26 protein-coding genes are annotated in these 23,903 nt (G+C 55.7%); 1 reads left to right on the top strand and 25 read right to left on the bottom strand.

Features of this window, described 5'->3' with window-relative positions; translation table 11 throughout:
• Window positions 1-219 precede the first annotated feature (219 nt).
• The 21 genes from B347_RS0105345 to trmJ form a co-directional block, all read right to left on the bottom strand.
• Window positions 220-1,011: an amidohydrolase gene (locus B347_RS0105345; RefSeq protein ID WP_026013999.1), complete on the bottom strand. Its 792-nt coding sequence runs from the start codon at window positions 1,009-1,011 to the stop codon at window positions 220-222.
• Window positions 999-2,147 carry a pyridoxal phosphate-dependent aminotransferase gene (locus B347_RS0105340; protein ID WP_019408677.1) on the bottom strand — a complete coding sequence of 383 codons (1,149 nt, stop codon included), beginning with the start codon at window positions 2,145-2,147 and terminating at the stop codon, window positions 999-1,001. Before B347_RS0105340 ends, B347_RS0105345 begins: the two co-directional genes overlap by 13 nt.
• Window positions 2,148-2,253: 106 nt before the next feature.
• Window positions 2,254-3,723: a ribosome biogenesis GTPase Der gene (gene der / locus B347_RS0105335; RefSeq protein ID WP_019408676.1), complete on the bottom strand. Its 1,470-nt coding sequence runs from the start codon at window positions 3,721-3,723 to the stop codon at window positions 2,254-2,256.
• Between the two features lie 138 nt (window positions 3,724-3,861).
• Entirely contained in the window at window positions 3,862-5,013 is a 1,152-nt protein-coding gene (gene bamB / locus B347_RS0105330; RefSeq protein WP_019408675.1) for an outer membrane protein assembly factor BamB, read from the bottom strand.
• Entirely contained in the window at window positions 5,006-5,647 is a 642-nt protein-coding gene (locus B347_RS0105325; protein WP_019408674.1) for a tetratricopeptide repeat protein, read from the bottom strand. Before B347_RS0105325 ends, bamB begins: the two co-directional genes overlap by 8 nt.
• Window positions 5,648-5,687: 40 nt before the next feature.
• Complete coding sequence (hisS, locus tag B347_RS0105320; protein ID WP_019408673.1) at window positions 5,688-6,977, bottom strand: histidine--tRNA ligase; 1,290 nt, start codon at window positions 6,975-6,977, stop codon at window positions 5,688-5,690.
• 22 nt (window positions 6,978-6,999) lie between these two features.
• Complete coding sequence (gene ispG, locus B347_RS0105315) at window positions 7,000-8,109, bottom strand: flavodoxin-dependent (E)-4-hydroxy-3-methylbut-2-enyl-diphosphate synthase (protein WP_019408672.1); 1,110 nt, start codon at window positions 8,107-8,109, stop codon at window positions 7,000-7,002.
• Window positions 8,110-8,112: 3 nt separating this feature from the next.
• Complete coding sequence (locus B347_RS0105310; RefSeq protein WP_019408671.1) at window positions 8,113-9,084, bottom strand: RodZ domain-containing protein; 972 nt, start codon at window positions 9,082-9,084, stop codon at window positions 8,113-8,115.
• A complete protein-coding gene (pilW, locus tag B347_RS0105305) occupies window positions 9,084-9,842 on the bottom strand; it encodes a type IV pilus biogenesis/stability protein PilW (protein ID WP_019408670.1) in 759 nt (252 codons plus the stop codon). Before pilW ends, B347_RS0105310 begins: the two co-directional genes overlap by 1 nt.
• 12 nt (window positions 9,843-9,854) lie before the next feature.
• Window positions 9,855-11,003, bottom strand: a complete 1,149-nt coding sequence (gene rlmN / locus B347_RS0105300; RefSeq protein WP_019408669.1) for a 23S rRNA (adenine(2503)-C(2))-methyltransferase RlmN — start codon at window positions 11,001-11,003, stop codon at window positions 9,855-9,857.
• A gap of 28 nt (window positions 11,004-11,031) precedes the next feature.
• A complete protein-coding gene (gene ndk / locus B347_RS0105295) occupies window positions 11,032-11,457 on the bottom strand; it encodes a nucleoside-diphosphate kinase (protein WP_019408668.1) in 426 nt (141 codons plus the stop codon).
• A 94-nt stretch (window positions 11,458-11,551) separates the two neighbouring features.
• Window positions 11,552-11,752 (bottom strand): Fe-S cluster assembly protein IscX, encoded by a 201-nt coding sequence (iscX, locus tag B347_RS0105290; protein ID WP_019408667.1) that lies wholly within the window; start codon window positions 11,750-11,752, stop codon window positions 11,552-11,554.
• A gap of 14 nt (window positions 11,753-11,766) precedes the next feature.
• The gene (gene fdx, locus B347_RS0105285) at window positions 11,767-12,108 is read right to left on the bottom strand and encodes an ISC system 2Fe-2S type ferredoxin (protein WP_019408666.1); all 342 of its coding nucleotides are present in this window, start codon (window positions 12,106-12,108) and stop codon (window positions 11,767-11,769) included.
• Window positions 12,109-12,110: 2 nt separating this feature from the next.
• A complete protein-coding gene (gene hscA, locus B347_RS0105280) occupies window positions 12,111-13,973 on the bottom strand; it encodes a Fe-S protein assembly chaperone HscA (RefSeq protein ID WP_019408665.1) in 1,863 nt (620 codons plus the stop codon).
• A gap of 51 nt (window positions 13,974-14,024) precedes the next feature.
• The gene (gene hscB, locus B347_RS0105275; RefSeq protein WP_026013998.1) at window positions 14,025-14,546 is read right to left on the bottom strand and encodes a co-chaperone HscB; all 522 of its coding nucleotides are present in this window, start codon (window positions 14,544-14,546) and stop codon (window positions 14,025-14,027) included.
• Between the two features lie 8 nt (window positions 14,547-14,554).
• Window positions 14,555-14,878: an iron-sulfur cluster assembly protein IscA gene (gene iscA, locus B347_RS0105270; protein WP_019408663.1), complete on the bottom strand. Its 324-nt coding sequence runs from the start codon at window positions 14,876-14,878 to the stop codon at window positions 14,555-14,557.
• Between the two features lie 66 nt (window positions 14,879-14,944).
• The gene (gene iscU, locus B347_RS0105265) at window positions 14,945-15,331 is read right to left on the bottom strand and encodes a Fe-S cluster assembly scaffold IscU (protein ID WP_003443374.1); all 387 of its coding nucleotides are present in this window, start codon (window positions 15,329-15,331) and stop codon (window positions 14,945-14,947) included.
• A 95-nt stretch (window positions 15,332-15,426) separates the two neighbouring features.
• On the bottom strand, window positions 15,427-16,641 hold the full coding sequence (locus B347_RS0105260; protein WP_019408662.1) for an IscS subfamily cysteine desulfurase: 1,215 nt from the start codon (window positions 16,639-16,641) through the stop codon (window positions 15,427-15,429).
• Between the two features lie 49 nt (window positions 16,642-16,690).
• A complete protein-coding gene (gene iscR, locus B347_RS0105255; protein WP_026013997.1) occupies window positions 16,691-17,182 on the bottom strand; it encodes a Fe-S cluster assembly transcriptional regulator IscR in 492 nt (163 codons plus the stop codon).
• 192 nt (window positions 17,183-17,374) lie between these two features.
• Entirely contained in the window at window positions 17,375-18,151 is a 777-nt protein-coding gene (gene cysE, locus B347_RS0105250) for a serine O-acetyltransferase (RefSeq protein ID WP_019408660.1), read from the bottom strand.
• Between the two features lie 2 nt (window positions 18,152-18,153).
• On the bottom strand, window positions 18,154-18,924 hold the full coding sequence (gene trmJ, locus B347_RS0105245) for a tRNA (cytosine(32)/uridine(32)-2'-O)-methyltransferase TrmJ (RefSeq protein ID WP_019408659.1): 771 nt from the start codon (window positions 18,922-18,924) through the stop codon (window positions 18,154-18,156).
• 143 nt (window positions 18,925-19,067) lie between these two features.
• On the opposite strand from trmJ, the gene suhB reads away from it, so the two are divergent.
• On the top strand, window positions 19,068-19,883 hold the full coding sequence (gene suhB / locus B347_RS0105240; RefSeq protein ID WP_026013996.1) for an inositol-phosphate phosphatase: 816 nt from the start codon (window positions 19,068-19,070) through the stop codon (window positions 19,881-19,883).
• Between the two features lie 156 nt (window positions 19,884-20,039).
• On the opposite strand, the gene B347_RS0105235 is transcribed toward suhB, so the two are convergent.
• The 4 genes from B347_RS0105235 to yajC all read right to left on the bottom strand — a co-directional run bounded on the left by B347_RS0105235 (window position 20,040) and on the right by yajC (window position 23,884).
• A complete protein-coding gene (locus B347_RS0105235; protein ID WP_019408657.1) occupies window positions 20,040-20,567 on the bottom strand; it encodes a glycine zipper 2TM domain-containing protein in 528 nt (175 codons plus the stop codon).
• Window positions 20,568-20,686: 119 nt separating this feature from the next.
• A complete protein-coding gene (gene secF, locus B347_RS0105230; protein ID WP_019408656.1) occupies window positions 20,687-21,601 on the bottom strand; it encodes a protein translocase subunit SecF in 915 nt (304 codons plus the stop codon).
• 9 nt (window positions 21,602-21,610) lie between these two features.
• On the bottom strand, window positions 21,611-23,479 hold the full coding sequence (secD, locus tag B347_RS0105225) for a protein translocase subunit SecD (protein WP_019408655.1): 1,869 nt from the start codon (window positions 23,477-23,479) through the stop codon (window positions 21,611-21,613).
• Window positions 23,480-23,545: 66 nt separating this feature from the next.
• Window positions 23,546-23,884 (bottom strand): preprotein translocase subunit YajC, encoded by a 339-nt coding sequence (gene yajC, locus B347_RS0105220; protein ID WP_019408654.1) that lies wholly within the window; start codon window positions 23,882-23,884, stop codon window positions 23,546-23,548.
• Between the last annotated feature and the right edge of the window lie 19 nt (window positions 23,885-23,903).

Below are 23,903 nucleotides of genomic sequence, written 5' to 3'. Positions count from 1 at the left end.
CAGGGCGCTAGTTAATCTGTCCAACTTTTGGGGGGCAGTTCAGTTCTGTAGGAGAGAGCTTGCCTCGCGATCTTTTGGTTTTGTCAGATAGATACAGTGCACAGGTTTTGCGACTGCTGCGCAGCCGGACGTAGCCTCGCAAAGCTCGTCAACTGCTACAGGTTTTGGCTATGTGCTCGCGATCTTTTGATTTTGTAAAAGATCGCGAGGGTGTGTCAGTTAAATCAGATCAAAGTTGTCGGCATCCATGTACGCCGGAAAACGCTCACGGTATGCCGCCAAGTCGCTGGCGCTCAGGCTAACCTGAAACACGCCATCTGCCTCGCCTGCACTGAGTAATGATTCACCCTGGAAGTCTAAGATGTGGCTGTCACCGGTGTAGACCAGACCTTTTCCATCTGTGCCAACGCGGTTTACCGCGCCTACATAACACAGGTTTTCAATCGCCCGAGCTGGTAGCAGACGATTCCAGTGCAGTCGGCGCGCGCCCGGCCAGTTGGCGGTGTACAGCAGCAGGTCTGTGTCATGCGGGTCGCTGCTCCACACCGGGAAGCGCAGGTCGTAGCAAATCAACGGGCGAATACGCCAGCCTTTGACTTCAAACTGAACCTGACGCTCGCCCGGCGTGAAGTGCTCGTGCTCCCCCGCCATGCGGAACAAGTGGCGTTTGTCGTAATGCAGCACTTCGCCATCAGGGCGCGCCCAGAGCAAGCGGTTGCGATGGCTGCCATCAGCGGCCTTCACAATCACGCTGCCGGTCACGACCGCATTGAGCCTTTTAGCCTGGCGCCGCAACCACTCGCTTGTTGGGCCATTTTCGGGCTCTGCAAGGGTCTCGGACTGCATGCTAAAGCCTGTGGTGAACATTTCTGGTAATACCACCAAATCTGCGCCACGCGCTTGCTCAAGCAATTCTTCAAAACGCTCAAAATTGGCCTGACGGTCGTGCCAGACCAATGTGGTCTGCACCAACGCCAGGGTTAGATCGGGTAAACCACTTAGATCACGCATAGTTTTTCTGCTGCTTCACGCAGCGTCTCCTCGCGTTTGGCAAAACACAGACGGACCAGCCGTTGCCCTTCAGGCGGGCTCTGGTAGAACACCGACACCGGAATGGTCGCAACACCGTGCTCGCGGGTCAGCCATACGGCCATGTCGACATCATTCAGGTCCGGACGAATGTGAGAGTAGTCCACCAACTGGAAGTACGTCCCCGCCACCGGTTTAAAGCTAAAACGCGATGGCTTTAACAAATCACAAAACAGGTCACGCTTAGCCTGATAGAACGCAGGCAACTCCTCAACGTGCTCGGGGCTGGCCGCCATAAAGTCGGCCAACGCGTATTGCAGCGGCGTCACACCACAAAAACTCACGTATTGATGCACCTTGCGCAACTCAGCCGTCAGTGTCGGCGGTGCCACGACATAACCGGTTTTCCAGCCGGTGACGTGGTAGGTCTTGCCGAATGAACTGACAACGAAAGCACGATGGTACAACTCGGGGTGCGACAAAACACTGACGTGGGGCACGCCGTCGTACACCAAGTGTTCGTAGACCTCGTCGCTGACGATGTAGATGTCGCGGTCTGCGATCAATGCAGCCAACTGGTCCAACTCGGCCCGGCTGATCAATGCGCCACTTGGGTTGTGCGGGCTGTTGAGGATGATCATTCGCGTGCGCGGTGTCAGCGCGTCTTTAAGCTTTTGCCAGTCAATCGAAAAGTCGTCCAGCCCCAACTGCACATGCACGCAACGACCACCCGCCAATTCAACCGAGGGCTCGTAACTGTCATAGCACGGGTCGAAAACGATGACTTCGTCACCGGCGTGAATCACCGCCTGAATTGCACAAAAAATAGCTTGAGTGGCACCGGGGGTGATGGTCACCTCGGTATCGGCATTCACGTGTACGCCATAACTGCGGGAAATTTTTGCCGCAACCTGCATACGCAAGGCGGGCAAGCCGGTCATGGGTGAGTATTGGTTGTGGCCACTGGCGATATGTTGGCCAACCGCATCGCGGAGCGCTTGCGGGCCATCAAAATCAGGAAAACCCTGAGACAAGTTAAGCGCGCCGGTTTCAGCCGCGAGTTGCGACATGCGCGTAAAGATGGTGGTGCCGACATTCGGCAACTTACTGACAATCATGGACGTGACCCTTTTAGGGAGCTGCAAGTAGTAAGCCTCAAGCTGCAAGCTAAAAGCATATCCGCTCTAACTTACAGCTTGCAGCTAAAAACTTACAGCTAGCGCGTTAGCGCTTGTCTCTACGCTTCTTGTCCGCTTTTTTATGGTGCGACATCATGCGGCGCTTCTTGTTGACCTGACGGTCGGTCAACGAGTTCTTATTGGCTTCGTACGGGTTCTCGCCACCTTTGAACTCGATGCGGATCGGAGTACCGACCAACTTCAAGACACGACGGTAGGTATTTTCGAGATAACGGACGTAAGACTTCGGAACCTTTTCAACCTGGTTACCGTGGATCACGATAATCGGCGGGTTAGCACCACCCAAGTGGGCATAACGCAGCTTGATCCGGCGGCTGTTAACCATCGGCGGCGCGTGCTCGCTGACTGCGTCTTCCAGGATCTGGGTCAGACGGTTGGTTGGCCAGCGCGTTACAGCCGACTTGAAGGAGTTCTGCACCGATTGGTACAAGTTACCCACGCCAGTGCCGTGCAATGCCGAGATGAAGTGGATGTCAGCGAAGTCAACGAAGAACAAACGACGGGTCAATTCAACCTTCACGAACTCACGTTCGCTTGGGGTCATGCCGTCCCACTTGTTGATCGCGATAACCAGAGCACGACCGGCCTCCAGCGCAAAGCCCAACAGGTTGAGGTCGTGGTCAACCACGCCTTCACGGGCGTCCATTACAAAGATCACCACGTTGGCGTCTTTGATCGCTTGCAAGGTTTTGACCACGGAGAATTTTTCGACTTCTTCGTGGATCTTGCCGCGCTTGCGCACACCGGCGGTGTCGATCAGCGTGTACTTCTCGTCGTTACGCTCAAACGGGATGTAGATGCTGTCGCGCGTGGTGCCGGGCTGGTCATACACGATGACGCGGTCTTCACCGAGCATGCGGTTAACCAGCGTCGATTTACCGACGTTAGGCCGACCGATGATAGCGATCTTGATACCGTCTTTTTCGCTTGGGCCAGGAATGCGCTTGGCTTCCTCGCCCTCAAGAACGATTTCTTCTTCGCCGTCTTCTGGCTCTTCTTCGTCACGCGGGAAGTTGCTCAGGGCAATTTCCAGCAGTTGCGTGATACCGCGACCATGCGCGCCAGCGATCGGGATCGCGTCGCCCATGCCCAACGGTGCGAACTCGGCGCGAGCCATGTCCGGGTCGATGTTGTCGACCTTGTTAGCCACCACGTAAGAACGCTTGTTACGCTTGCGAAGGTGCTCGCCGATCATCTGGTCAGCAGCGGTAAAACCTGCTTTTGCATCTACCAGGAACAGAACGACATCAGCTTCTTCGATGGCCAGCAGCGACTGCTCGGCCATTTTTTCGTCCATACCGTGCTCGTCACCAGAGATACCGCCGGTGTCGACCAAAATGTAGGAACGCCCTTGCCACTTGGCCTCACCGTATTGGCGATCACGGGTCAGACCGGACAAGTCGCCGACAATGGCGTCGCGAGTCCTGGTCAGGCGGTTGAACAAGGTGGACTTGCCGACGTTTGGTCGGCCCACCAGGGCGATTACGGGAACCATGCGGCTCTCCACTTCGTTATTTCAGAAAATACAAAAGCCGCTGCAAGGCAGCGGCCAGAGTTCGGAACAGCACAGATGTGCCGCAAACCTTGCCAGAGCAAGGCCGCTTGAGACTCTAGAGCCTCAAGCATAGACGCCTTAGCGAATGGTCAGGGCTTCCAGTTTGCCGCTGTTACCAAACACGTAAATCATGTCACCGACCACCAGCGGACGCGCCCGAAGACCATCACTGTCAATGCGAGTACGGCCTACGAAACGACCATCGACCTGGCTCAACAGGTGCAGATAGCCTTCCATATCACCGACTGCCACATAGCTGGAGAAGACTTCGGGAGCCGACAATTGGCGGCGAGCCAGGGCTTCATTGTTCCACAGTACGGTGGTAGAACGTTCGTCAACGCCTTCTACGGTGCCCGACGCCAGGCTGATGTAGACGTTGCCAAAACCTTGAGCAACACCTGCATAGCTGGAAGCATCACGCTGCCAGAGCACGCGACCGCTTTCCAGCTCCAGTGCCGCCATGCGGCCCTGATAGCTGGCGACATACAAAGTGCCACCGGACAGAAGCAGACCGCCGTCAATATCGACGATACGTTCCAGTTCCGAACGGCCTTGCGGGATAGCAACGCGTTGCTCCCACACTGGCACGCCGTTTTGAGTATCAAGGGCAACTACTTTGCCGGTCGAAAGACCTGCAATTGCCAGATGATTAGTCACCAGCGGCGCGCCGGTACCACGCAAGGTCAAAACACCTGGCGTGCTGTCGTAGATCCAACGACGGTCGCCGGTCGAGGCATCCAGGCCAACAAGGTGGTCGTCCTGGGTCTGAACCACAACGATGTCACCATTGGTGGCAGGCGGCGCAAGCACTTCACTGTTAACGCGAGTGCGCCACTTTTGTTCGCCAGTGCTGGCGTCCAGGGCAATCACGTCACCTTGCAAGGTGCCGAGCATGACCAGACCGTAGCCAACGCCGATTGCGCCGGAAACAGGCAGCTCGAGGTCTTTCTTCCACTGAACGTCACCGTTCATGCGGTCCAGAGACATCACAATACCGTTCACGTCAGCGGCGTAAATGGTATTACCTTCAACCGCTGGAGTCAGCATGTTGTAGGTTTTACCCTGACCGTCACCGATAGAACGATCCCACTGCTTTTGCAGAACGACTTCTTCTTTAAAGTCAGTCAGCTCAGCGGGTGGAAGTTCTTTTTTGCTGTTGCTGCTGCAACCCGCGGCCAAAACGACCAGAGCCAGCAATGCCGCATGTTTCCAACGCATCACTTCACGCATCCCCTTTGGCCAAGTCATCAAGCTTGATTTGTAAGCCACCGACCGCCGCTTCATCCGACAGTGCAGCCTTGGCTTTTTCGTAGGCTACACGTGCGTCATCAGTACGACCCTGCTGAACCAGCAGATCGCCTTTCAGTTCTTCACGGCCAGCCAGGAATGCTTTGTCCGAGTCACCTTCGAGCAGCTTCAAGGCGTCATCAGCCTTGCCTTGTGCTGCAAGAACCTGTGCCAGACGCTGACGCGCCACTTCACCCAACGTTGGGTTAGCCGGCTTGTCGACAATTGCCTTGAGCTCGGTGGCCGCATCATCCAGCTTGCCAGTGTCTACAGCCACTTTGGCCACAAACAGACCGCCAAATTGTGCGTAGGCCGAACCGCCGTATTCGCTTTTCAGCTTGTTGGACAAGTCGGCCACACGGCCCGCATCTGGCTGCCCATTAGGCGTCAGCGCGGTTTCAAGCAATTGTTGATAGAGAATGGACGCGCCTTGCGACTGATTGCTCTGGTATTTGTGCCAAGCCTGCCAGCCGAACACCACCACCAGCGCCAGCAAGCCGCCAGTGACCAGGGGTTTGCCGTTGCGCTGCCACCAGTCTTTCAACTCGCCCAGCTGATCATCTTCGTTACTCGACACCCCAACACTCCTTATTCGATAAATCGGCTGTTTTACAGCTTCAACCCTGCACGACGCAGGTGGCCAAGTGCTCGGAAAGAGCATCCCAGGCAATAGTTTGTTGTTCGCCCTGGCCACGCAGGGGTTTGACACCTACCACTTGCTGGACCAATTCGTCGTCACCCAGAATCAGTGCATACAGCGCACCGCTCTTGTCAGCCTTTTTGAACTGGCTTTTGAAGCTGCCAGCGCCTGCGTTGATTTGCAGGCGCAGGTTCGGCAACTGATCGCGAACACGCTCGCTTAGCGTCAGGGCGGCCAGTTCAGCGGCCTCACCGAACGCACACAGGTAGACATCCACCTGCCGCGCGATTTCTTCAGGGACTTGCTCCAAGGTTTCGAGCAGCAGAATCAGACGCTCGATGCCCATTGCAAAGCCAACACCCGCCGTCGGCTTGCCGCCCATTTGTTCAACCAGACCGTCGTAGCGACCGCCAGCACACACGGTGCCTTGAGCGCCGAGCTTGTCAGTGACCCACTCAAAGACAGTTTTGCTGTAGTAATCGAGACCGCGTACCAGTTTGGGGTTGATGACGTAAGGAATACCGGCAGCATCGAGGCGCGCCTTAAGGCCCTCAAAGTGCACGCGCGATTCTTCGTCGAGGTAATCGACCAGTTTCGGCGCATCAACCAGCACGGCCTGCGTGTCGGCATTTTTGGTGTCGAGAACACGCAGTGGGTTGGATTTCAAACGACGCTGGCTGTCTTCGTCAAGTTCACTCAAGCGCGAGGACAAGTACTCAACCAATGCCGCGCGGTAGCGAGCACGGGCTTCGCTGGTCCCCAAGCTGTTGAGTTCGAGCTTGACCGCATCACGGATACCCAACTCGCCCCACAGACGCCAAGTCAGCACGATCAGTTCGGCGTCGATGTCCGGCCCATCAAGGTTGAACACTTCAACCCCAATCTGATGGAACTGGCGATAACGGCCTTTCTGCGGGCGTTCGTGGCGGAACATCGGGCCGATGTACCACAATTTTTGCACTTGGCCTGCGCCAGTGATGCCGTGCTCAAGCACAGCACGCACACACGCGGCAGTGCCTTCTGGACGCAGGGTCAGCGAATCGCCGTTGCGGTCATCGAAGGTGTACATCTCTTTTTCGACGATGTCGGTGACTTCACCAATCGAGCGTTTGAACAGCTCAGTAAACTCAACGATCGGCATGCGGATTTGCTTGTAACCGTAGTTATCCAGCAAACGCGAGACCTTACCCTCGAAGTAGCGCCACAGCGGCGTCTGTTCAGGCAGGATGTCGTTCATGCCACGAATGGCTTGCAAAGACTTACTCACAAAAAATCCTTTATTCGTTTGGTTAGCCGCGCGCGATGACTGCTGCGTCAGCTTCGACCTTGTCGGCCGCCTTCTGCCGGATCAGCTTTTCAAGCTGGTCCACCAGGTTTTCATTCGTCAACTTTTGCGACGGCTTACCGTCGATGTAAATTAGGTTAGGTGTACCACCGGTCAAGCCCACATGAGCCTCTTTAGCTTCGCCAGGACCGTTGACCACACAACCAATCACCGCCACATCCAGCGGTACCAGCAAGTCTTCAAGCCGCACTTCCAGCTCGTTCATGGTTTTAACCACGTCGAAGTTCTGCCGGGAGCAGCTTGGGCACGCGATAAAGTTGATGCCTCGCGAACGCAGGTGCAGGGACTTGAGGATGTCGTAGCCGACTTTTACTTCCTCTACCGGGTCTGCCGCCAACGAGATGCGAATAGTATCGCCAATCCCTTCGGCAAGCAGCATACCTAGGCCCACGGCAGATTTCACTGTGCCAGAGCGCAAACCACCGGCTTCGGTGATGCCTAAATGCAGTGGCTGGACGATTTCCTTGGCCAGCAAGCGGTAGGCTTCAACGGCCATGAACACGTCAGAGGCCTTTACGCTGACCTTGAAGTCCTTAAAATTCAGGCGCTCCAAGTGCTCAACGTGGCGCAGTGCAGACTCAACCAACGCGGCAGGTGTAGGCTCGCCATATTTTTTTTGCAGGTCTTTTTCAAGCGAGCCTGCGTTAACACCGATACGGATCGGAATACCGCGATCACGCGCAGCATCAACCACTGCGCGCACACGGTCTTCACGACCGATGTTGCCCGGGTTGATCCGCAGGCAGTCCACACCCAATTCCGCAACGCGCAGAGCAATGCGGTAATCGAAATGGATATCGGCGACCAATGGCACTTTAACTAGCTGTTTGATACGGCCAAAGGCTTCTGCCGCGTCCATGTCTGGTACAGAGACACGAACAATGTCGACGCCAGCAGCTTCCAATCGATTGATTTGAGCCACGGTAGCAGCGACATCATTAGTGTCGCTGTTGGTCATGCTCTGCACTGCAATAGGGGCGTCGCCGCCTACCGGTACAGAGCCAACCCAGATTTTGCGCGATTCGCGCCGTTTAATTGGTGATTCGCCGTGCATGACTTATTGACCTAACTTCAGGCGAGCAGTCTCGCCACTGGTGAAAGGAGCCACATCCACAGGCTGACCGTTGTAGGTGACCTGTGCGCCACGGGCATAGCCCAAGCGCAGGCTGAGTGGAGCCTTGCCGCTCACATCAAGCGTTTCGCCCTTGCGCTTCACACCACCAAACAGCACCTTACCGGCGCCATCGGTGACTTGAGTCCAGCAATCGGCGGTGTAGGTGATAGTGACCTTGCCTGCGCCCGCAACTGCTTCGGTGCTGGTAGCAGTCGGAGCAACAGGTGCGGCAACCGGCGCTGTTGGCGTTGCGGCAGTCGAATGTGGCACAACGGCTGCTGGAGCCGAGGCCGCAGGGGTTGCCGATGGGGTTGCTGGCAATGCCAGCACAGTGCTGCCTGCTTGCTCTGGCTCAGCTTGCGCTGCAACTTCGTCTTCTACCTTGGATTGAGCTACCGCCTGATCTTCCGGTTCGTCGAGCGGATGGATCTGGGTCTTACCGTCAGCACCTTCAACTTCAACGTGTTCTGGGGCCAGGCCGATCAAGTCCTTGGCGCGCATAGACGTTTGGTCTTGCCACCAGAAAAAACCACCGCCAATGATGGCCAGCAGCAACAACAAACTGACAATACGCAGAATGGTATGCGATACGCGGACGGGCTCTTCGATACGGCCCAAGCTGTGTACGTTACTGCCGTGAGCGTCGGTGCCGGTGATCAGATCGAATTCGTGCACTAGGCTGGCCTGGTCCATGCCCAGTAATTTGGCATAGGCACGTATATAGCCCCGCGCAAAGGTATGACCTGGCAGCTTGTCGAACGCTCCAGCCTCAAGGTTGCTCAAGGAACTGGCCGTGAGATTGAGTTTCAGGGCGACTTCAGCCAAGGTCCATCCATTGCTCTCACGGGCCTGACGCAAGGTCTCACCGGGATTGCCACGAGTCGCTGCTAGAACTTCGGGTTGCACCGCTTTCATCATTGCTCCGACAGGTATTGCTGATATTCCGGCGTGCCGGGATAGAGTCGTTTTAGTTGCTGGCCATAGTTGGCTGTTGGGGTGCGCTCATCGAAAACACTCGCCAGTCGCGCACCGAGCAATAGACTACGTGCATTTTGCCCGCTAAGCAGGCTAAAACGATCGTAAAAGTCGCGTGCGGGCACATAATGCCTATCTTCGTAAGACAACTCAGCCATTTCGAGCAGTGCACGGGGTTGTTGGCGGTTCAGGCGCAAGGCTTTTTCAAGCTGCTGACGACCTGCTTCGCGCTGCCCCAGCTTGAGCGAGGTCATGCCCAGGTTCTCGTAAACGCGAGAACGCTCGGGATAGAGGCTGTCTGCCGAGGCTTTTTGGAATTGGCCGTAAGCCTCCTGATAGCGTTGTTGCTCAAACAGGAAACTGCCGTAGTTATTCAGGATTCGCGTGTCCGCCGGTCGCTCGTTCAACGCCATTTTGAACGCTTGTTCAGCCAGCTCAGGCTCCATTTCAGACTGAAACACCAAGGCCAATGCGGCGTGGGTGTCCGGGTCGGTCTTGTTGAGTTCCAAAGCTTTGCCAAGCGGAATTTTGGCCTGCTCGGTCATCCCTTGCTGAAGATAACCGAGCCCAAGTTGAACATAGGCCTCGCGCGCTTCATCACGCCCTTTATCGTTGCTCAACGGGTTTGAACCACCCGATGAAACGCAGCCAGCCAGCAGGCCGACCATTGCGACAGAGAGCGCAGCGCGCAAGATCATAGGTTTTCTCTCTCAGGGCTGAGTCGCAGCGTTTTGCGCCAGATCAGTCTCAGCATTGAGTTCACGGGCCGCGATAAGACGCGAGCTACGGCGAGTACGGTCATTAACCTGACCTACCAACTGCCCACACGCCGCGTCGATATCTTCACCGCGAGTCGTACGGACGGTCACGTTATAACCCGCTTGCTGCAACAACTCCTGGAAACGACGAATGGCGTTGTTGCTTGGGCGTTCATAGCCCGAATGCGGGAACGGGTTAAACGGAATCAGGTTAATTTTGCACGGAGTGTCCTTGAGCAGATCGATCATTTCCACAGCGTGATCGACGTGATCATTGACGTCTTTGAGCAGGGTGTATTCAACAGTCAAGACGCGCTTCTCGCCCAAGGTCGACATATAGCGACGGCAGGATTCAAGCAGCATTTTGAGCGGGTACTTTTTATTGATCGGCACCAATTGACTGCGCAGCTCGTCATTCGGTGCGTGCAGCGACAACGCCAGGGAGACGTCGATGTGCTTGGCCAGCTCATCAATCATCGGCACCACGCCCGAGGTCGACAAGGTCACCCGGCGCTTGGAGATGCCATAGCCCAGGTCATCCATCATCAAGTGCATGGCGGCAATGACGTTGTCGAAGTTCAGCAGCGGCTCACCCATGCCCATCATCACCACGTTGGTGATGGCACGGTCGACGGTCGCCGGGACGCTGCCAAAGGATTTGTTGGCAATCCACACCTGGCCAATAACTTCGGCGGCGGTGAGGTTGCTATTGAAGCCTTGCTTGCCGGTGGAGCAGAAACTGCAATCCAGGGCACAGCCCGCCTGGGACGAAACGCACAAGGTACCTCGTTTGCCCTGAGGAATATAAACAGTCTCGACGCAGCTGCCGGACTCAACGCGCACCACCCACTTACGGGTGCCATCGCTGGAGATGTCCTCGCTGACGACTTCAGGTCCACGAACCTCAGCAATAGCCTTGAGCTTGTCGCGCAAGGCCTTGCTGACGTTAGTCATGGCGTCGAAATCATCGACGCCAAAGTGGTGAATCCACTTCATGACCTGACCGGCACGGAAACGCTTCTCCCCGATTGAGTCGAAGAATTTCTCCATTTCCGGCTGAGTCAGACCCAACAGGTTAGTTTTGCCAGTCGTTGCAATCATGTCTTCACCCTCACTCACAAGCCAATGCTTAGCGAGTGGTTACTTCAGTAGCTGCGAAAAAGTAAGCGATTTCGCGAGCAGCAGCTGCTTCAGAGTCGGAACCGTGAACAGCGTTAGCGTCGATGGATTCTGCGAAGTCAGCACGGATGGTGCCAGCAGCAGCTTCTTTAGGGTTGGTAGCGCCCATCAGCTCACGGTTCAGAGCGATAGCGTTTTCGCCTTCCAGAACCTGAACAACAACAGGACCGGAGATCATGAAAGCAACCAGGTCGCCGAAGAAGCCGCGCTCGCTGTGCTCAGCGTAGAAGCCTTCAGCTTCAGCTTTGGACAGTTGCTTCAGTTTAGAAGCTACAACCTTCAGGCCAGCGTCTTCGAAACGGGTAACGATCTTGCCGATAACGTTTTTAGCAACGGCGTCAGGCTTGATGATGGAGAAAGTACGTTGAACAGCCATGGTGTAACTCCAGAAACAGTGATTTAAGCGAAAAATTAAACCCGCGAATTATACGCGGGTTCTTGGGTATTGCATAATTACGAACGTTGCGGGCTTAGTCAGCCTCTTCGATCCACAAACCCTGAATGGCTTCGAGGACTTTTTCCCCACCGCGATCCGGGATGTCGTCGAACTCCGGCAACGCCATAACCAGGTTACGCAGCTTGAGGAAGTTCACCGAGAGCGGATCGACATCCGGGTGAGCCTCAGCCAGCTGTATAGCAATTTCTTGTACATCAACCCATTTCAGACTCATGACACTTCCTTGAATCAGTGCGGCGCTTCGGCAGCATGGTTGAGGGAGTATTTCGGAATCTCGACGGTAATGTCTTCAGTCCCGACCTTGGCCTGACAGCTCAAGCGCGAGTGAGCTTCAAGACCCCAAGCACGATCCAGGTAGTCTTCTTCCAGCTCATCAGCCTCTTGCAGCGTGTCAAAACCTTCACGAATGATGCAGTGGCAGGTGGTGCAGGCGCAGACACCGCCACACGCACTTTCGATTTCGATGTGATTGTCGTGTGCCACTTCGAGAATCGACTTTCCAGTCTCAGCCTCAACAACCATACCGTCCGGGCAATGCTCGGCGTGTGGCAAAAAAATGACCTGCGGCATCGTTATTCCTCAATCTCATTCAAGTTGCGCCCGGCCAGAGCGGCTTTGACGGTCAAATCCATACGGCGGGCTGCAAAAGCATCGGTCACTTGCGACAGACGCTTAGTCTGCTGCTCGATGGCGTAACCATCGGTGCCTTTCAACAATTCGGAGAGTTCCTGCATTTGCAGCTCAATGACCATGCGCTCTTCAGGATCAAGCAGGCGCTCACCATCAACCTCCAGCGCGGCCTGTACTGCCTCGATAAGACGCTGACCATCGACTTGCTGCTCACGCAGAACGCGGGCGACCTTGTCATCACCGGCGTACTGGAATGAATCCTTGAGCATCTTGGCGATTTCGCCGTCGGTCAGACCGTAGGACGGCTTGACCTGAATATTAGCTTCAACACCTGAACCCAACTCACGTGCTGAGACGCTGAGCAAGCCATCCGCATCCACCTGGAAAGTGACACGGATTTTCGCAGCACCCGCTACCATCGGCGGAATACCACGCAACTCAAAGCGCGCAAGCGAGCGGCAATCGCTGATCAGTTCGCGCTCGCCTTGCAGTACGTGAATCATCATGGCCGTCTGGCCATCTTTATACGTCGTAAAGTCTTGAGCGCGAGCCACCGGAATTGTGGTGTTGCGCGGAATGACTTTTTCCATCAGGCCACCCATGGTCTCAAGACCGAGCGACAACGGAATTACGTCAAGCAACAACAACTCGCCGCCATCGCGCTTATTACCGGCCAGGGTATCTGCTTGAATCGCAGCGCCAATGGCAACCACTTGATCCGGGTCGATGTCCGTCAGCGGCTGGCGACCGAACATTTCAGCAACGGCTTCGCGCACACGCGGCACACGGGTCGAACCACCCACCATCACGACCGCTTGAACATCTTCAAGCTCAATATTGGCGTCACGCACGGCACGACGGCAGGCCTTGAGGCTGCGCGCAACCATCGGTTCGATAAGCGCATCGAAGGCTTGCCGGGTCAAATCTGCTTGCCAGTCGCCATAGATAACAGGGACAGACGATGCGTTCGTCAGCGCTTCTTTGGCGGCACAGGCAGTTTGCAACAACTGGCGCTGGACCCCAGGATCAAGGTCAGCGGACAAACCCGCCTGCTCAACGATCCAGTTGGCAATTGCATGGTCAAAATCGTCGCCACCGAGAGCACTGTCACCCCCCGTCGCCAACACTTCAAACACACCGCCGGTTAGACGTAAGATCGAAATATCGAATGTACCGCCGCCCAAGTCATAGATAGCCACAACGCCTTCAGCGTGCTGATCCAGACCGTAAGCTACCGCTGCTGCCGTAGGCTCGTTGAGCAGGCGCAAGACGTTTAACCCAGCAAGCCGGGCAGCGTCCTTGGTGGCCTGACGCTGAGCATCATCGAAATAGGCCGGCACGGTGATGACCGCACCCACCAATTCACCGCCCAGGGTCTTTTCGGCGCGCTCGCGCAATACTTTCAGGATGTCGGCCGACACTTCTACAGGGCTTTTAGGGCCCTGCACGGTATCAATGAACGGCATATGCGACTCACCACCCACAAAGCGGTAAGGCAGTTGCTCGCCCAATTGTTTGACGTCGGACAGACCACGCCCCATCAGGCGCTTGACCGACAGCACGGTATTGAAAGGATCGCTGGAGGCCGCCAGGCGCGCAGATTCACCTACCTCGACGCGGTCTGCGTGATAACGCACCGCAGAGGGCAGGATGACTCGACCTTCGGCATCAGCTAGCGGCTCGGAAAGACCACTGCGTAATGCAGCGACCAGCGAGTTGGTAGTGCCCAAGTCGATCCCCACAGCCAGACGACGCTGGTGCGGTTGAGGACTTTGGCCGGGTTCGGCGATCTGCAGTAGGGCCATCGTTATCAGGACTTATCTGTATATCAGGCGTGCAACCGTGGCGGCACTGGGTTAATCGTCGAGGCGCTCTTCTAACTGGCGCACTTCGTAAGTGAGCTTGTCGAGAAACTGCATGCGGCGCATCAGGCGTTCAGCTTGTTCGCGCTGCGCAGCATCATCCCAACAAGCAGCGAAGGTGTCGTTCAAGTGTTCTTGAGCGACTTTCAACCGACGCTTGAATGCTGCAATACCGGCTATATCTGCGCTGTCCTGCAGATCTTCAAGTTCTTCGCGCCATTGCATCTGCTGCATCAGAAACTCGGGATCGTGCACCGTGACTTCCAGCGGCATCTCGCGCCCATTCATCGCGAGCAAATAACGCGCACGCTTAGGTGGGCTTTTGAGCGTCTGGTAAGCCTCGTTAAGGCTGGCGGATTGCTCTAGCGCCAATCGCTGCTCACGCTCGGAAGCGTCAGCAAAACGGTCTGGATGCACACCACGCGCCAACTCACGGTAGCGCACAGCTAACTGATCGAGGTCTAGAGTGAAGCTCGGCTGCAGTTCAAACAAAGCAAAATGACAAGGAGTTCCCACGACTAGCCTCAGATGTTGAAGCTCTCGCCGCAGCCACATTCGCCGCGAACGTTAGGGTTATTGAACTTGAAGCCTTCATTCAGGCCTTCCTTGACGAAATCAAGCTCAGTGCCGTCAAGATAGGTCAGGCTTTTAGGATCAATGATCACTTTTTCGCCATGAGTCTCGAAGACCTGGTCTTCGTCGCCCACTTCGTCGACAAACTCCAGCACATAGGCAAGACCGGAACAGCCCGTAGTGCGAACACCCAGACGAATCCCCTCACCTTTGCCGCGCCCATCAAGGGAACGGCGAATATGCTTGGCCGCCGCCTCTGTCATGCTGATAGCCATCGTGACTCCTTACCTCTCGCCAGTATCATCACCAGTTCGTACCGTTGCCGGTGCGAACCATTCGGATCAGATCAAACCTTTCTTCTGCTTGTAATCGCGAACGGCCGCCTTGATGGCGTCTTCAGCAAGTACCGAGCAGTGAATTTTCACCGGTGGCAAGGCCAACTCTTCAGCCAACTGAGTGTTCTTGATGGTCTCTGCTTCATCCAGAGTCTTGCCTTTCATCCACTCGGTTGCCAAAGAGCTAGAAGCAATTGCCGAACCGCAACCATAGGTCTTGAACTTGGCATCTTCAATGATGCCCTGCTCGTTCACCTTGATCTGCAAACGCATCACGTCGCCGCACGCAGGCGCACCCACCATGCCGGTGCCGACATCTGGATCTTCCGCGTCCATCTTGCCGACGTTGCGCGGGTTTTCGTAGTGGTCAATGACCTTTTCGCTGTAAGCCATGGTACTAATCCTCACTCATCAGAGTCGCTCTTGAGACGCTGTAAAGGCTGCGATTCGCTGCGTTCTACAGCGCCTGCCTGCGGCGACTTAAATTATTAGTGCGCCGCCCATTCGATTTTCGAAATGTCGATGCCGTCTTTGTACATGTCCCACAGCGGCGAAAGAGCGCGCAGCTTGGTAACAGCCTCGCAAACCTTCTGCGCGGCGTAGTCGATTTCTTCTTCAGTGGTGAAACGACCGAAGGTAAAACGAATCGAGCTGTGTGCCAATTCGTCATTGCGACCCAAGGCGCGCAATACGTAGGACGGCTCGAGGGAAGCGGAGGTGCAAGCAGAGCCCGACGACACAGCCAAATCCTTGAGCGCCATGATCAACGACTCGCCTTCAACGTAGTTGAAGCTCAGGTTCAGGTTATGCGGAACGCGGGCGGTCGAGCTACCGTTGATGTACAGCTCTTCAAGGTGTTCAACCTGCTTGAAGAAACGGTCGCTCAAGGCTTTGATACGGATGTTTTCAGCCGCCATTTCTTCTTTGGCAATCTGGAACGCTTCGCCCATGCCCACGATCTGGTGGGTGGCCAAGGTGCCCGAACGCATGCCACGCTCGTGACCGCCGCCGTGCATGGCAGCTTCGATACGCACACGCGGCTTACGGCTTACATACAGTGCGCCGATGCCTTTAGGGCCGTAGGTTTTGTGAGCAGAGAAAGACATTAGATCGACTTTCAACTTAGCCAGGTCGATTGCAACCTTACCGGTAGACTGCGCCGCATCGACATGGAACAACACGCCGCGCGAACGCGTCAGTTCGCCAATGGCTGCGATGTCGTTGATGGTGCCGATTTCGTTGTTCACGTGCATGATCGACACCAGGATGGTGTCTTCACGCATAGCCGCTTCAACCATGGCCGGCGTCACCAGACCATCTTCACCTGGCTCGATATAAGTCACTTCAAAGCCTTCACGCTCCAGCTGACGCATGGTGTCGAGAACGGCTTTGTGCTCAATTTTGTCGGTGATCAGGTGCTTGCCTTTGGAGGCATAGAAATGTGCAGCACCTTTAATTGCCAAGTTGTTGGCTTCTGTCGCACCGGAGGTCCAGACAATTTCACGCGGATCAGCGTTAACCAGATCAGCGACCTGGCGACGGCCGTTCTCTACTGCTTCTTCGGCTTTCCAGCCAAAGACGTGAGAGCGCGAAGCCGGGTTACCGAAGTTCCCGTCAACCAACAAGCAGTCGCTCATTTTTTGAGCAACACGCGGATCAACCGGGGTGGTGGCTGAGTAATCAAGGTAAATCGGCAATTTCATGGACTATCTCCTAAATCAGGCTGGCTGGCGCACCGTCGTTTCTATGCAATCACTCGACGGCGGACGCTTCGATCTTATCCAGGTGCGGCGCCTTGCTATTGCAGCGGCGCTGATCCTGACGCTGGGCTACTTCTTGTACCTCACGGCGAGTGACAAGATCAGCCAAGCTGATACCACTGAGAAAATCGTGGATTTGCAGACTCAAATCGCACCACAGGTGGTGGGTCAGGCATGTGTCGCCAGCATGGCAATCGCCAAGGCCCTGACAACGCGTTGCGTCGACGGATTCGTTCACTGCATCGATAACTTGGGCAACCTGAATACCTTGCATGTCGCGCGACAGCTGATAGCCGCCGCCAGGGCCACGCACACTGGAAACCAGGCTGCTGCGGCGCAACTTAGCGAACAGTTGTTCAAGGTAGGAAAGAGAGATGCCCTGGCGCTCGGAAATATCAGCCAGGGACACCGGCCCGTGCTGTGCGTGCAACGCCAAATCGAGCATTGCAGTAACGGCGTAACGGCCTTTTGTAGTCAGTCTCATGGACAGGTACCACGGAATTCGGAATGAGGGCGAGTATGATATTCCCGACTGTTTAAGTCAACTATTAGACCTAGTACTTTAGTCGGGATTACCCGCAAAAGAGCGGCGGCATTGTAGCAGGGTCTGCGGCGTAATGGCACATACGCAACTTTGTAGCCGCTGCCGCAAGCTGCGGCAGCGGCTACAGGTCATTTACACAGTTTTGCTTTCGCCCTCGCCCTGGACGCAGGCGAAGTCCTCTTCACGCAACTCTGGCAATTCCTTGGCGCAGTAAGGGCTGCCCAACTCTTTTAATGCCCCACACATACCATCCAGCTTGCCGTCTACCGCTTGCAGGTGATCCAGCAACTGGCCAATGGCACGCGCCACCGGGTCAGGCATATCCTCACCAACACCATAGGCATCAAAACCAATCTTTTCAGCCATGGCCTTACGCTTGGCTTCAGCTTCATCGTCATTTTTGACAATGATCCGACCCGGAATACCAACCACGGTTGCACCCGCAGGCACAGCCTTGGTGACAACCGCATTGGAACCCACCTTGGCGCCCGCACCAACAGTGAAAGGCCCAAGCACTTTGGCTCCCGCACCGACTACCACACCATTTTCCAGTGTTGGGTGGCGCTTGCCTTTATTCCAGCTTGTGCCACCCAGAGTTACGCCCTGATACAGGGTTACGTCATCACCGATTTCAGCAGTCTCACCGATCACAATGCCCATGCCGTGATCGATAAAGAAGCGACGACCGACCTTGGCCCCCGGATGAATCTCGATCCCAGTCAACCACCGCCCAAAGTTAGACACTAGCCGAGCGAGCCATTTCCAACCCTTACCCCACAACAACCCAGACAGGCGGTGAATCCAGATCGCATGCATGCCCGGGTAGCAGGTCAACACTTCGAATGCATTACGCGCCGCCGGATCACGGTGGAAAACGCTTTGAATATCTTCACGCAGACGCTCGAACATCATTAATCCTTGCGCTTTAGCAGCTCGCCGCGGGCTGCTTTTTGGGTTTCGGTGAGAATGCCACGCAAAATATTCATCTCCGCACGACTGACCGAGCTACGCCCATAGAGTCTGCGCAGACGCGCCATCAGATGACGCGGCTTTTCCGGATCAAGAAACTCGATAGCCACCAACGTCTGCTCCAGATGCTCGTAGAAGCGCTCCAGCTCATCCATGGTCGCCAACTCTCCACTTTTGGTGGAGGCGACCTCCTCTTTTTCAACTTTGCTCGGCTGCCCCTGCACGGCAAGCCATGACATACGAATTTCATAACTTAGTACTTGCACCGCAGCCCCAAGATTCAAGGAACTGAAACCGGGATCTGACGGAATATGCACATGAAAGTGACAACGCTGAAGCTCTTCATTGGTCAGGCCGGAGTCTTCACGACCAAACACTAAGGCAATTTCAGCGCCCTGCACTACCTCTTCGACTACTTTTTGCCCGCATTCACGCGGATCCAGCAGCGGCCAAGGAATACGACGATCACGCGCACTGGTACCCAGGACCAAATTGCAACCCACCAACGCATCTTCCAGCGAGGCGACGACTTGCGCATTTTCAAGAATATCCCCCGCCCCTGACGCTCGAGCATCAGCCTCGTGGTGCGGAAACAATCTTGGCTCCACCAGAACCAGCCGCGACAATCCCATGTTTTTCATGGCACGCGCAGCACCGCCGATGTTGCCGGGATGACTGGTATTGACCAGAACGACACGAATATTTGACAGCAATGGGAGCGCTCACAGACCGGTAAAAGGGAGCAAATCTTACCTAAGCAAATCACCTTAAGCTATGAAAGCTAATGCAAACCTTCATCTGCCAAACTTTTCTGTTAGAATGTCCGGCTTTCTTTAACGACCTAGGTGAAACGTCCATGCAGCCCATGCTGAATATCGCGCTGCGCGCCGCCCGCAGCGCCAGTGAATTGATTTTCCGCTCCATCGAGCGCCTGGATACCATCAAGGTTGACGAAAAAGACGCCAAGGATTACGTCTCTGAAGTTGATCGTGCTGCCGAGCAGAAAATCATCGACGCCCTGCGCAAGGCTTACCCTACGCACGGCATCCTCGGTGAAGAAACCGGCATGCACCCAGGCAGCGGTGAAGGTGAAGACTATCTGTGGATCATTGACCCACTGGATGGCACCACCAACTTCCTGCGCGGCGTTCCACACTTCGCCGTTAGCATCGCCTGCAAATACCGCGGCCGCCTTGAGCACGCAGTTGTTCTTGATCCAGTTCGCCAGGAAGAGTTCACCGCCAGCCGTGGCCGTGGCGCTCAGCTGAACGGTCGTCGCCTGCGCGTCAGCGGTCGCACCAGCCTTGAAGGCGCCCTGCTGGGTACCGGCTTCCCGTTCCGCGACAACCAAATGGACAACCTAGATAACTACCTGGGCATGTTCCGCAGCCTGGTTGGCCAAACTGCCGGTATCCGCCGTGCAGGCGCAGCCAGCCTAGACCTGGCCTACGTTGCCGCTGGTCGTTTCGATGCATTCTGGGAGTCAGGCCTGTCCGAATGGGACATGGCAGCAGGCGCACTGTTGATTCAAGAAGCAGGCGGCCTCGTCAGCGACTTCACTGGCAGCCACGATTTCCTTGAAAAAGGCCACATCGTTGCTGGCAACACCAAGTGCTTCAAAGCCGTTCTGACTGCAATCCAGCCACACCTGCCAGCCTCGCTGAAACGCTAAGCGAAATCGGACACAAAAAAAGCACCTCTCGAGGTGCTTTTTTTTGGACTTGAAACTAACCACCTGCGGGAGCGGGCTTGCTCGCAATGCAGCCAACGCGACCCGTCAAGCAAGTCGCGGCGATGCGATCGCGAGCAAGCTCGCCTCCACAAATACTCAATTCAGAATCAGCTGACCTTGCTTGTCCACGGCAATCTGGTTGCCCGGTTCATGGTCCATACGCACTTTGCCTTCCTTGCCATCCAGCGAGTAACGCACGTCGTAACCGACTACCTTGTCGCTAATGTCATTAACGGTGTTACAGCGCGTCTGCGTCGTGGTGTACGTATCGCGGTCCTGCATGCCTTCCTGAACCTTGTTACCCGCGTAACCACCACCCAGCGCACCTGCAACTGTGGCAATTTTCTTGCCATTGCCGCCACCAACCTGATTACCCAGCAAACCACCCGCCACCGCACCGATGACGCTGCCGACAATTTGGTGCTCATCCTTGACCGGGGCTCGACGCGTCACGACCACATCCTTGCAGACCTCGCGCGGGGTTTTGATTTGCTGCGTGACCGGCTGAACAGCCAACACCTGAGCAGACTCAGGGCTTTTCACCAAGCTGTAGGTGGCAAAAGCACCCCCGGCAGTCACACCGACAGCACCTAATACTGCGCCCACCAGCAAAGATTTGTTCACTTGAACCTCCAGACCATCACAGGTGGGAAGATTCCCACATCAATCCTAGCCTTGGAGCACAAAAAAAGGCGCGAGTTCAATACTCGCGCCTTTTAATAACTGCCAGAGACAACTAATCGTTATGGACGGTCGTCGACCTCTTTCTCGCTCGCTGCAGGCGGGATCAAGTCCTCAGCACTGAGCTTGAGCCAGATCAATACCACGTTCGCGATGTAGATCGACGAGTAAGTACCCGCCATCACGCCCACGAACAGGGCAATCGAGAAGCCCCACAGATTATCGCCACCAAAGATCAACAGTGCGGCGATTGCCAGCAAGGTCGATACCGAGGTCGCCACAGTACGCAGCAGCGTTTGCGTCGTCGAGATGTTGATGTTCTCAACCAGCGTTGCCTTGCGCAGCACCCGGAAGTTCTCGCGCACCCGGTCGAATACCACAATGGTGTCGTTGAGCGAGTAACCGATGATCGCCAGTACTGCCGCCAACACCGTCAGGTCAAAGGTGATCTGGAAGAATGACAACACGCCCATGGTCACGATTACGTCGTGAACCAGAGACACGATCGCGCCGACCGCAAACTTCCACTGAAAGCGGAAAGCCAGGTACAGCATGATGCCGCCCAGCGCCATCAGCATGCCGAGACCGCCTTGATCGCGAAGCTCTTCACCGACTTGCGGACCCACGAACTCAACGCGCTTGATCACCGCAGGGTTGGCAGTATCTGCCTGCCCCAAGGCAGCCGCGACCTTGTTGCCCAGCAGCGGGTCATCGCCCGGCATACGCACCAGCAGGTCGGTAGTCGCACCAAAGCTCTGCACTACAGCATCGTGAAAGCCGGCAGAAACCAGCTCTGCACGCACCTTCGTCAGATCGGCCGGCTTCTCGTAGGTCAGCTCAATGAGCGTACCCCCAGTGAAGTCCAGGCCATAGTTCATGCCCTTGTGGAACATGCTGAACAAAGCCAGCACGGTAAGCAGCACAGTGACGCCGAACGCAACGTTGCGGACGCCCATGAAGTTGATTGTACGTAACATGGCAGCCCCTTAAATCCACAACTTCTTGAAGTCCCGACCGCCATAGATCAGGTTGACCATTGCGCGGGTCACCATAATGGCCGTGAACATAGAGGTAAAGATACCGAGGGACATGGTTACCGCGAAGCCTTTAACCGGTCCGGTACCCATGGCAAACAGAATCCCGCCGACGAGCAAGGTAGTCAGGTTGGAGTCGACAATCGCAGTGAATGCCCGATTGAAACCTTCATTGATTGCCCGCTGCGGTGTCATGCCAGTGGCCAACTCTTCACGAATACGCGAGAAGATCAGCACGTTGGCGTCGACCGCCATACCCATCGTCAGAACGATACCGGCAATACCCGGCAACGTCAGGGTTGCACCCAACACCGACATCAAGGCCAACAGCAAGACCATGTTGCCTGCCAGTGCCACTGTCGCGATCACACCAAAGAAACGGTAAATGGCAATGATGAAGATCGACACAAACAGCATGCCCCACAGCGAAGCATCAACACCCTTAGTGATGTTGTCTGCACCCAGGCTCGGACCAATGGTGCGCTCTTCAGCGAAGTACATCGGCGCTGCCAGACCACCGGCACGCAACAGCAGAGCTAGCTCGGAAGCTTCACCCTGGCCATTCAGCCCGGTGATACGGAACTGGCTGCCAAGCGGCGACTGAATAGTCGCCAGACTGATGATTTTTTTCTCTTCTTTGAACGTCTGAGTCGGCACGTCCTTCTCAACACCGTCGACCACTTGCTTGGTGTAAGTCGTCACCGGCTTCTGCTCGATGAAGATTACCGCCATGCTGCGGCCCACGTTGCTGCGCGTCGAACGACTCATCAGCTCACCACCATGACCATCAAGCTTGATGTTCACTTGTGGACGACCGTGCTCGTCAAAGCCTGCCTGCGCGTCAGTGACCTGGTCACCCGTGATGATCAAGCCACGCTCGATCTGCGCGCTAGGACGATTGCCCTCGCGGAACTCGAACGTCTCGGAAGTGGCTTTCGAAGCGCCCGGCTCGGCTGCCAGACGGAACTCAAGGTTAGCCGTCTTGCCCAGAATACGCTTGGCTTCGGCGGTGTCTTGCACGCCCGGCAGCTCAACCACGATGCGGTTAGCACCTTGGCGCTGAACCAGAGGCTCGGCAACACCCAACTCGTTGACCCGATTACGGACCGTTGTCAGGTTTTGCTTGATGGAATATTCACGGATTTCCGCCAGCTTGGCCGGGGTCATCGCCAGACGCAGAACCGGCTGACCGTTGAGGTCTGCTGCCGTTACGTCGAAGTCATTGAAGCTCTTGCGGATCAGGCCACGCGCTTGCTCACGGGTTGCTTCATCAGCAAAACCCAGCTGAATAGCGCCATTGAGTTGCGGCAGACTGCGATAACGCACCTTCTCTTTACGCAACAGGCTTTTTACATCGCCTTCATACACTTTCATGCGTGCATCGACGGCTTTGTCCATGTCCACTTCCAACAGGAAGTGCACACCACCAGACAAGTCCAGACCCAATTTCATTGGGTGAGCACCTAGGCTACGCAACCATTGAGGCGTGGTCTGCGCGAGGTTAAGTGCTACGACATAGTCGTCACCCAACGCTTTGCGCACGATGTCTTTGGCTGGCAACTGGTCATCTTTCTTGGCCAGACGCAGCAAACCACCTTTACCGTTCTGAGCCAAAGAAGCGCCCTTAACAACGATACCGGCGTCAGTCAGTGCCTTGCTCGCGCGATCCAGATCAGCTTCGGTAACCTGCAATGCCGTGCTCGCGCCCGACACTTGAATGGCCGGATCATCCGGGTACAGATTGGGAGCGGAATAAATAAAACCGATCGCCAGCACAGCCAGGATCAGTATGTATTTCCACAGAGGGTATTTGTTCAGCATCAATCACGCCGCCCGCTTAAAACGCGGGGCGCCTTGCGCGCCCCGTCGATTGTTAAAAGTTGAAACTTAGATCGCTTTCAGCGTGCCTTTAGGCAGCGTGGCTGCAACAGAGCCCTTTTGAATTTTCAGCTCGACAGTGTCAGACACTTCGATCACAACAAAAGCATCAGATACTTTGGTGATCTTGCCAGCGATGCCGCCAGTGGTAACAATTTCGTCACCTTTTTGCAGGTTACCCAACAGGGCTTTCTGCTCTTTGGCGCGCTTGGCTTGTGGACGCCAGATCATCAGATAGAAGATAACCAGGAAGCCGACCAGGAAAATCCATTCAAAACCGCCACCCATAGGGCCAGCAGCGGCAGGTGCAGCAGCGTCCGCGAAAGCGGAAGAGATGAAAAAGCTCATTAAGCACTCCAGTTGCAAT

The organism is Pseudomonas psychrophila HA-4 (assembly GCF_000282975.1).
Classification (GTDB): Bacteria; Pseudomonadota; Gammaproteobacteria; order Pseudomonadales; family Pseudomonadaceae; genus Aquipseudomonas; species Aquipseudomonas psychrophila_A.
This window is presented reverse-complemented; position numbering and strand designations above follow the sequence as displayed.

Coding starts and splice junctions, on each gene's coding strand:
- secF (WP_019408656.1), bottom strand. CDS start 21,601: ATGTTACGTACAATCAACTTCATGGGCGTCCGCAACGTTGCGTTCGGC.
- yajC (WP_019408654.1), bottom strand. CDS start 23,884: ATGAGCTTTTTCATCTCTTCCGCTTTCGCGGACGCTGCTGCACCTGCC.
- B347_RS0105310 (WP_019408671.1), bottom strand. CDS start 9,084: ATGAAAGCGGTGCAACCCGAAGTTCTAGCAGCGACTCGTGGCAATCCC.
- bamB (WP_019408675.1), bottom strand. CDS start 5,013: ATGCGTGAAGTGATGCGTTGGAAACATGCGGCATTGCTGGCTCTGGTC.
- ndk (WP_019408668.1), bottom strand. CDS start 11,457: ATGGCTGTTCAACGTACTTTCTCCATCATCAAGCCTGACGCCGTTGCT.
- B347_RS0105345 (WP_026013999.1), bottom strand. CDS start 1,011: ATGCGTGATCTAAGTGGTTTACCCGATCTAACCCTGGCGTTGGTGCAG.
- hscA (WP_019408665.1), bottom strand. CDS start 13,973: ATGGCCCTACTGCAGATCGCCGAACCCGGCCAAAGTCCTCAACCGCAC.
- iscA (WP_019408663.1), bottom strand. CDS start 14,878: ATGGCTATCAGCATGACAGAGGCGGCGGCCAAGCATATTCGCCGTTCC.
- iscR (WP_026013997.1), bottom strand. CDS start 17,182: ATGAGACTGACTACAAAAGGCCGTTACGCCGTTACTGCAATGCTCGAT.
- cysE (WP_019408660.1), bottom strand. CDS start 18,151: ATGTTCGAGCGTCTGCGTGAAGATATTCAAAGCGTTTTCCACCGTGAT.
- B347_RS0105260 (WP_019408662.1), bottom strand. CDS start 16,641: ATGAAATTGCCGATTTACCTTGATTACTCAGCCACCACCCCGGTTGAT.
- B347_RS0105340 (WP_019408677.1), bottom strand. CDS start 2,147: ATGATTGTCAGTAAGTTGCCGAATGTCGGCACCACCATCTTTACGCGC.
- iscX (WP_019408667.1), bottom strand. CDS start 11,752: ATGAGTCTGAAATGGGTTGATGTACAAGAAATTGCTATACAGCTGGCT.
- fdx (WP_019408666.1), bottom strand. CDS start 12,108: ATGCCGCAGGTCATTTTTTTGCCACACGCCGAGCATTGCCCGGACGGT.
- iscU (WP_003443374.1), bottom strand. CDS start 15,331: ATGGCTTACAGCGAAAAGGTCATTGACCACTACGAAAACCCGCGCAAC.
- suhB (WP_026013996.1), top strand. CDS start 19,068: ATGCAGCCCATGCTGAATATCGCGCTGCGCGCCGCCCGCAGCGCCAGT.
- secD (WP_019408655.1), bottom strand. CDS start 23,479: ATGCTGAACAAATACCCTCTGTGGAAATACATACTGATCCTGGCTGTG.
- der (WP_019408676.1), bottom strand. CDS start 3,723: ATGGTTCCCGTAATCGCCCTGGTGGGCCGACCAAACGTCGGCAAGTCC.
- pilW (WP_019408670.1), bottom strand. CDS start 9,842: ATGATCTTGCGCGCTGCGCTCTCTGTCGCAATGGTCGGCCTGCTGGCT.
- ispG (WP_019408672.1), bottom strand. CDS start 8,109: ATGCACGGCGAATCACCAATTAAACGGCGCGAATCGCGCAAAATCTGG.
- rlmN (WP_019408669.1), bottom strand. CDS start 11,003: ATGATTGCAACGACTGGCAAAACTAACCTGTTGGGTCTGACTCAGCCG.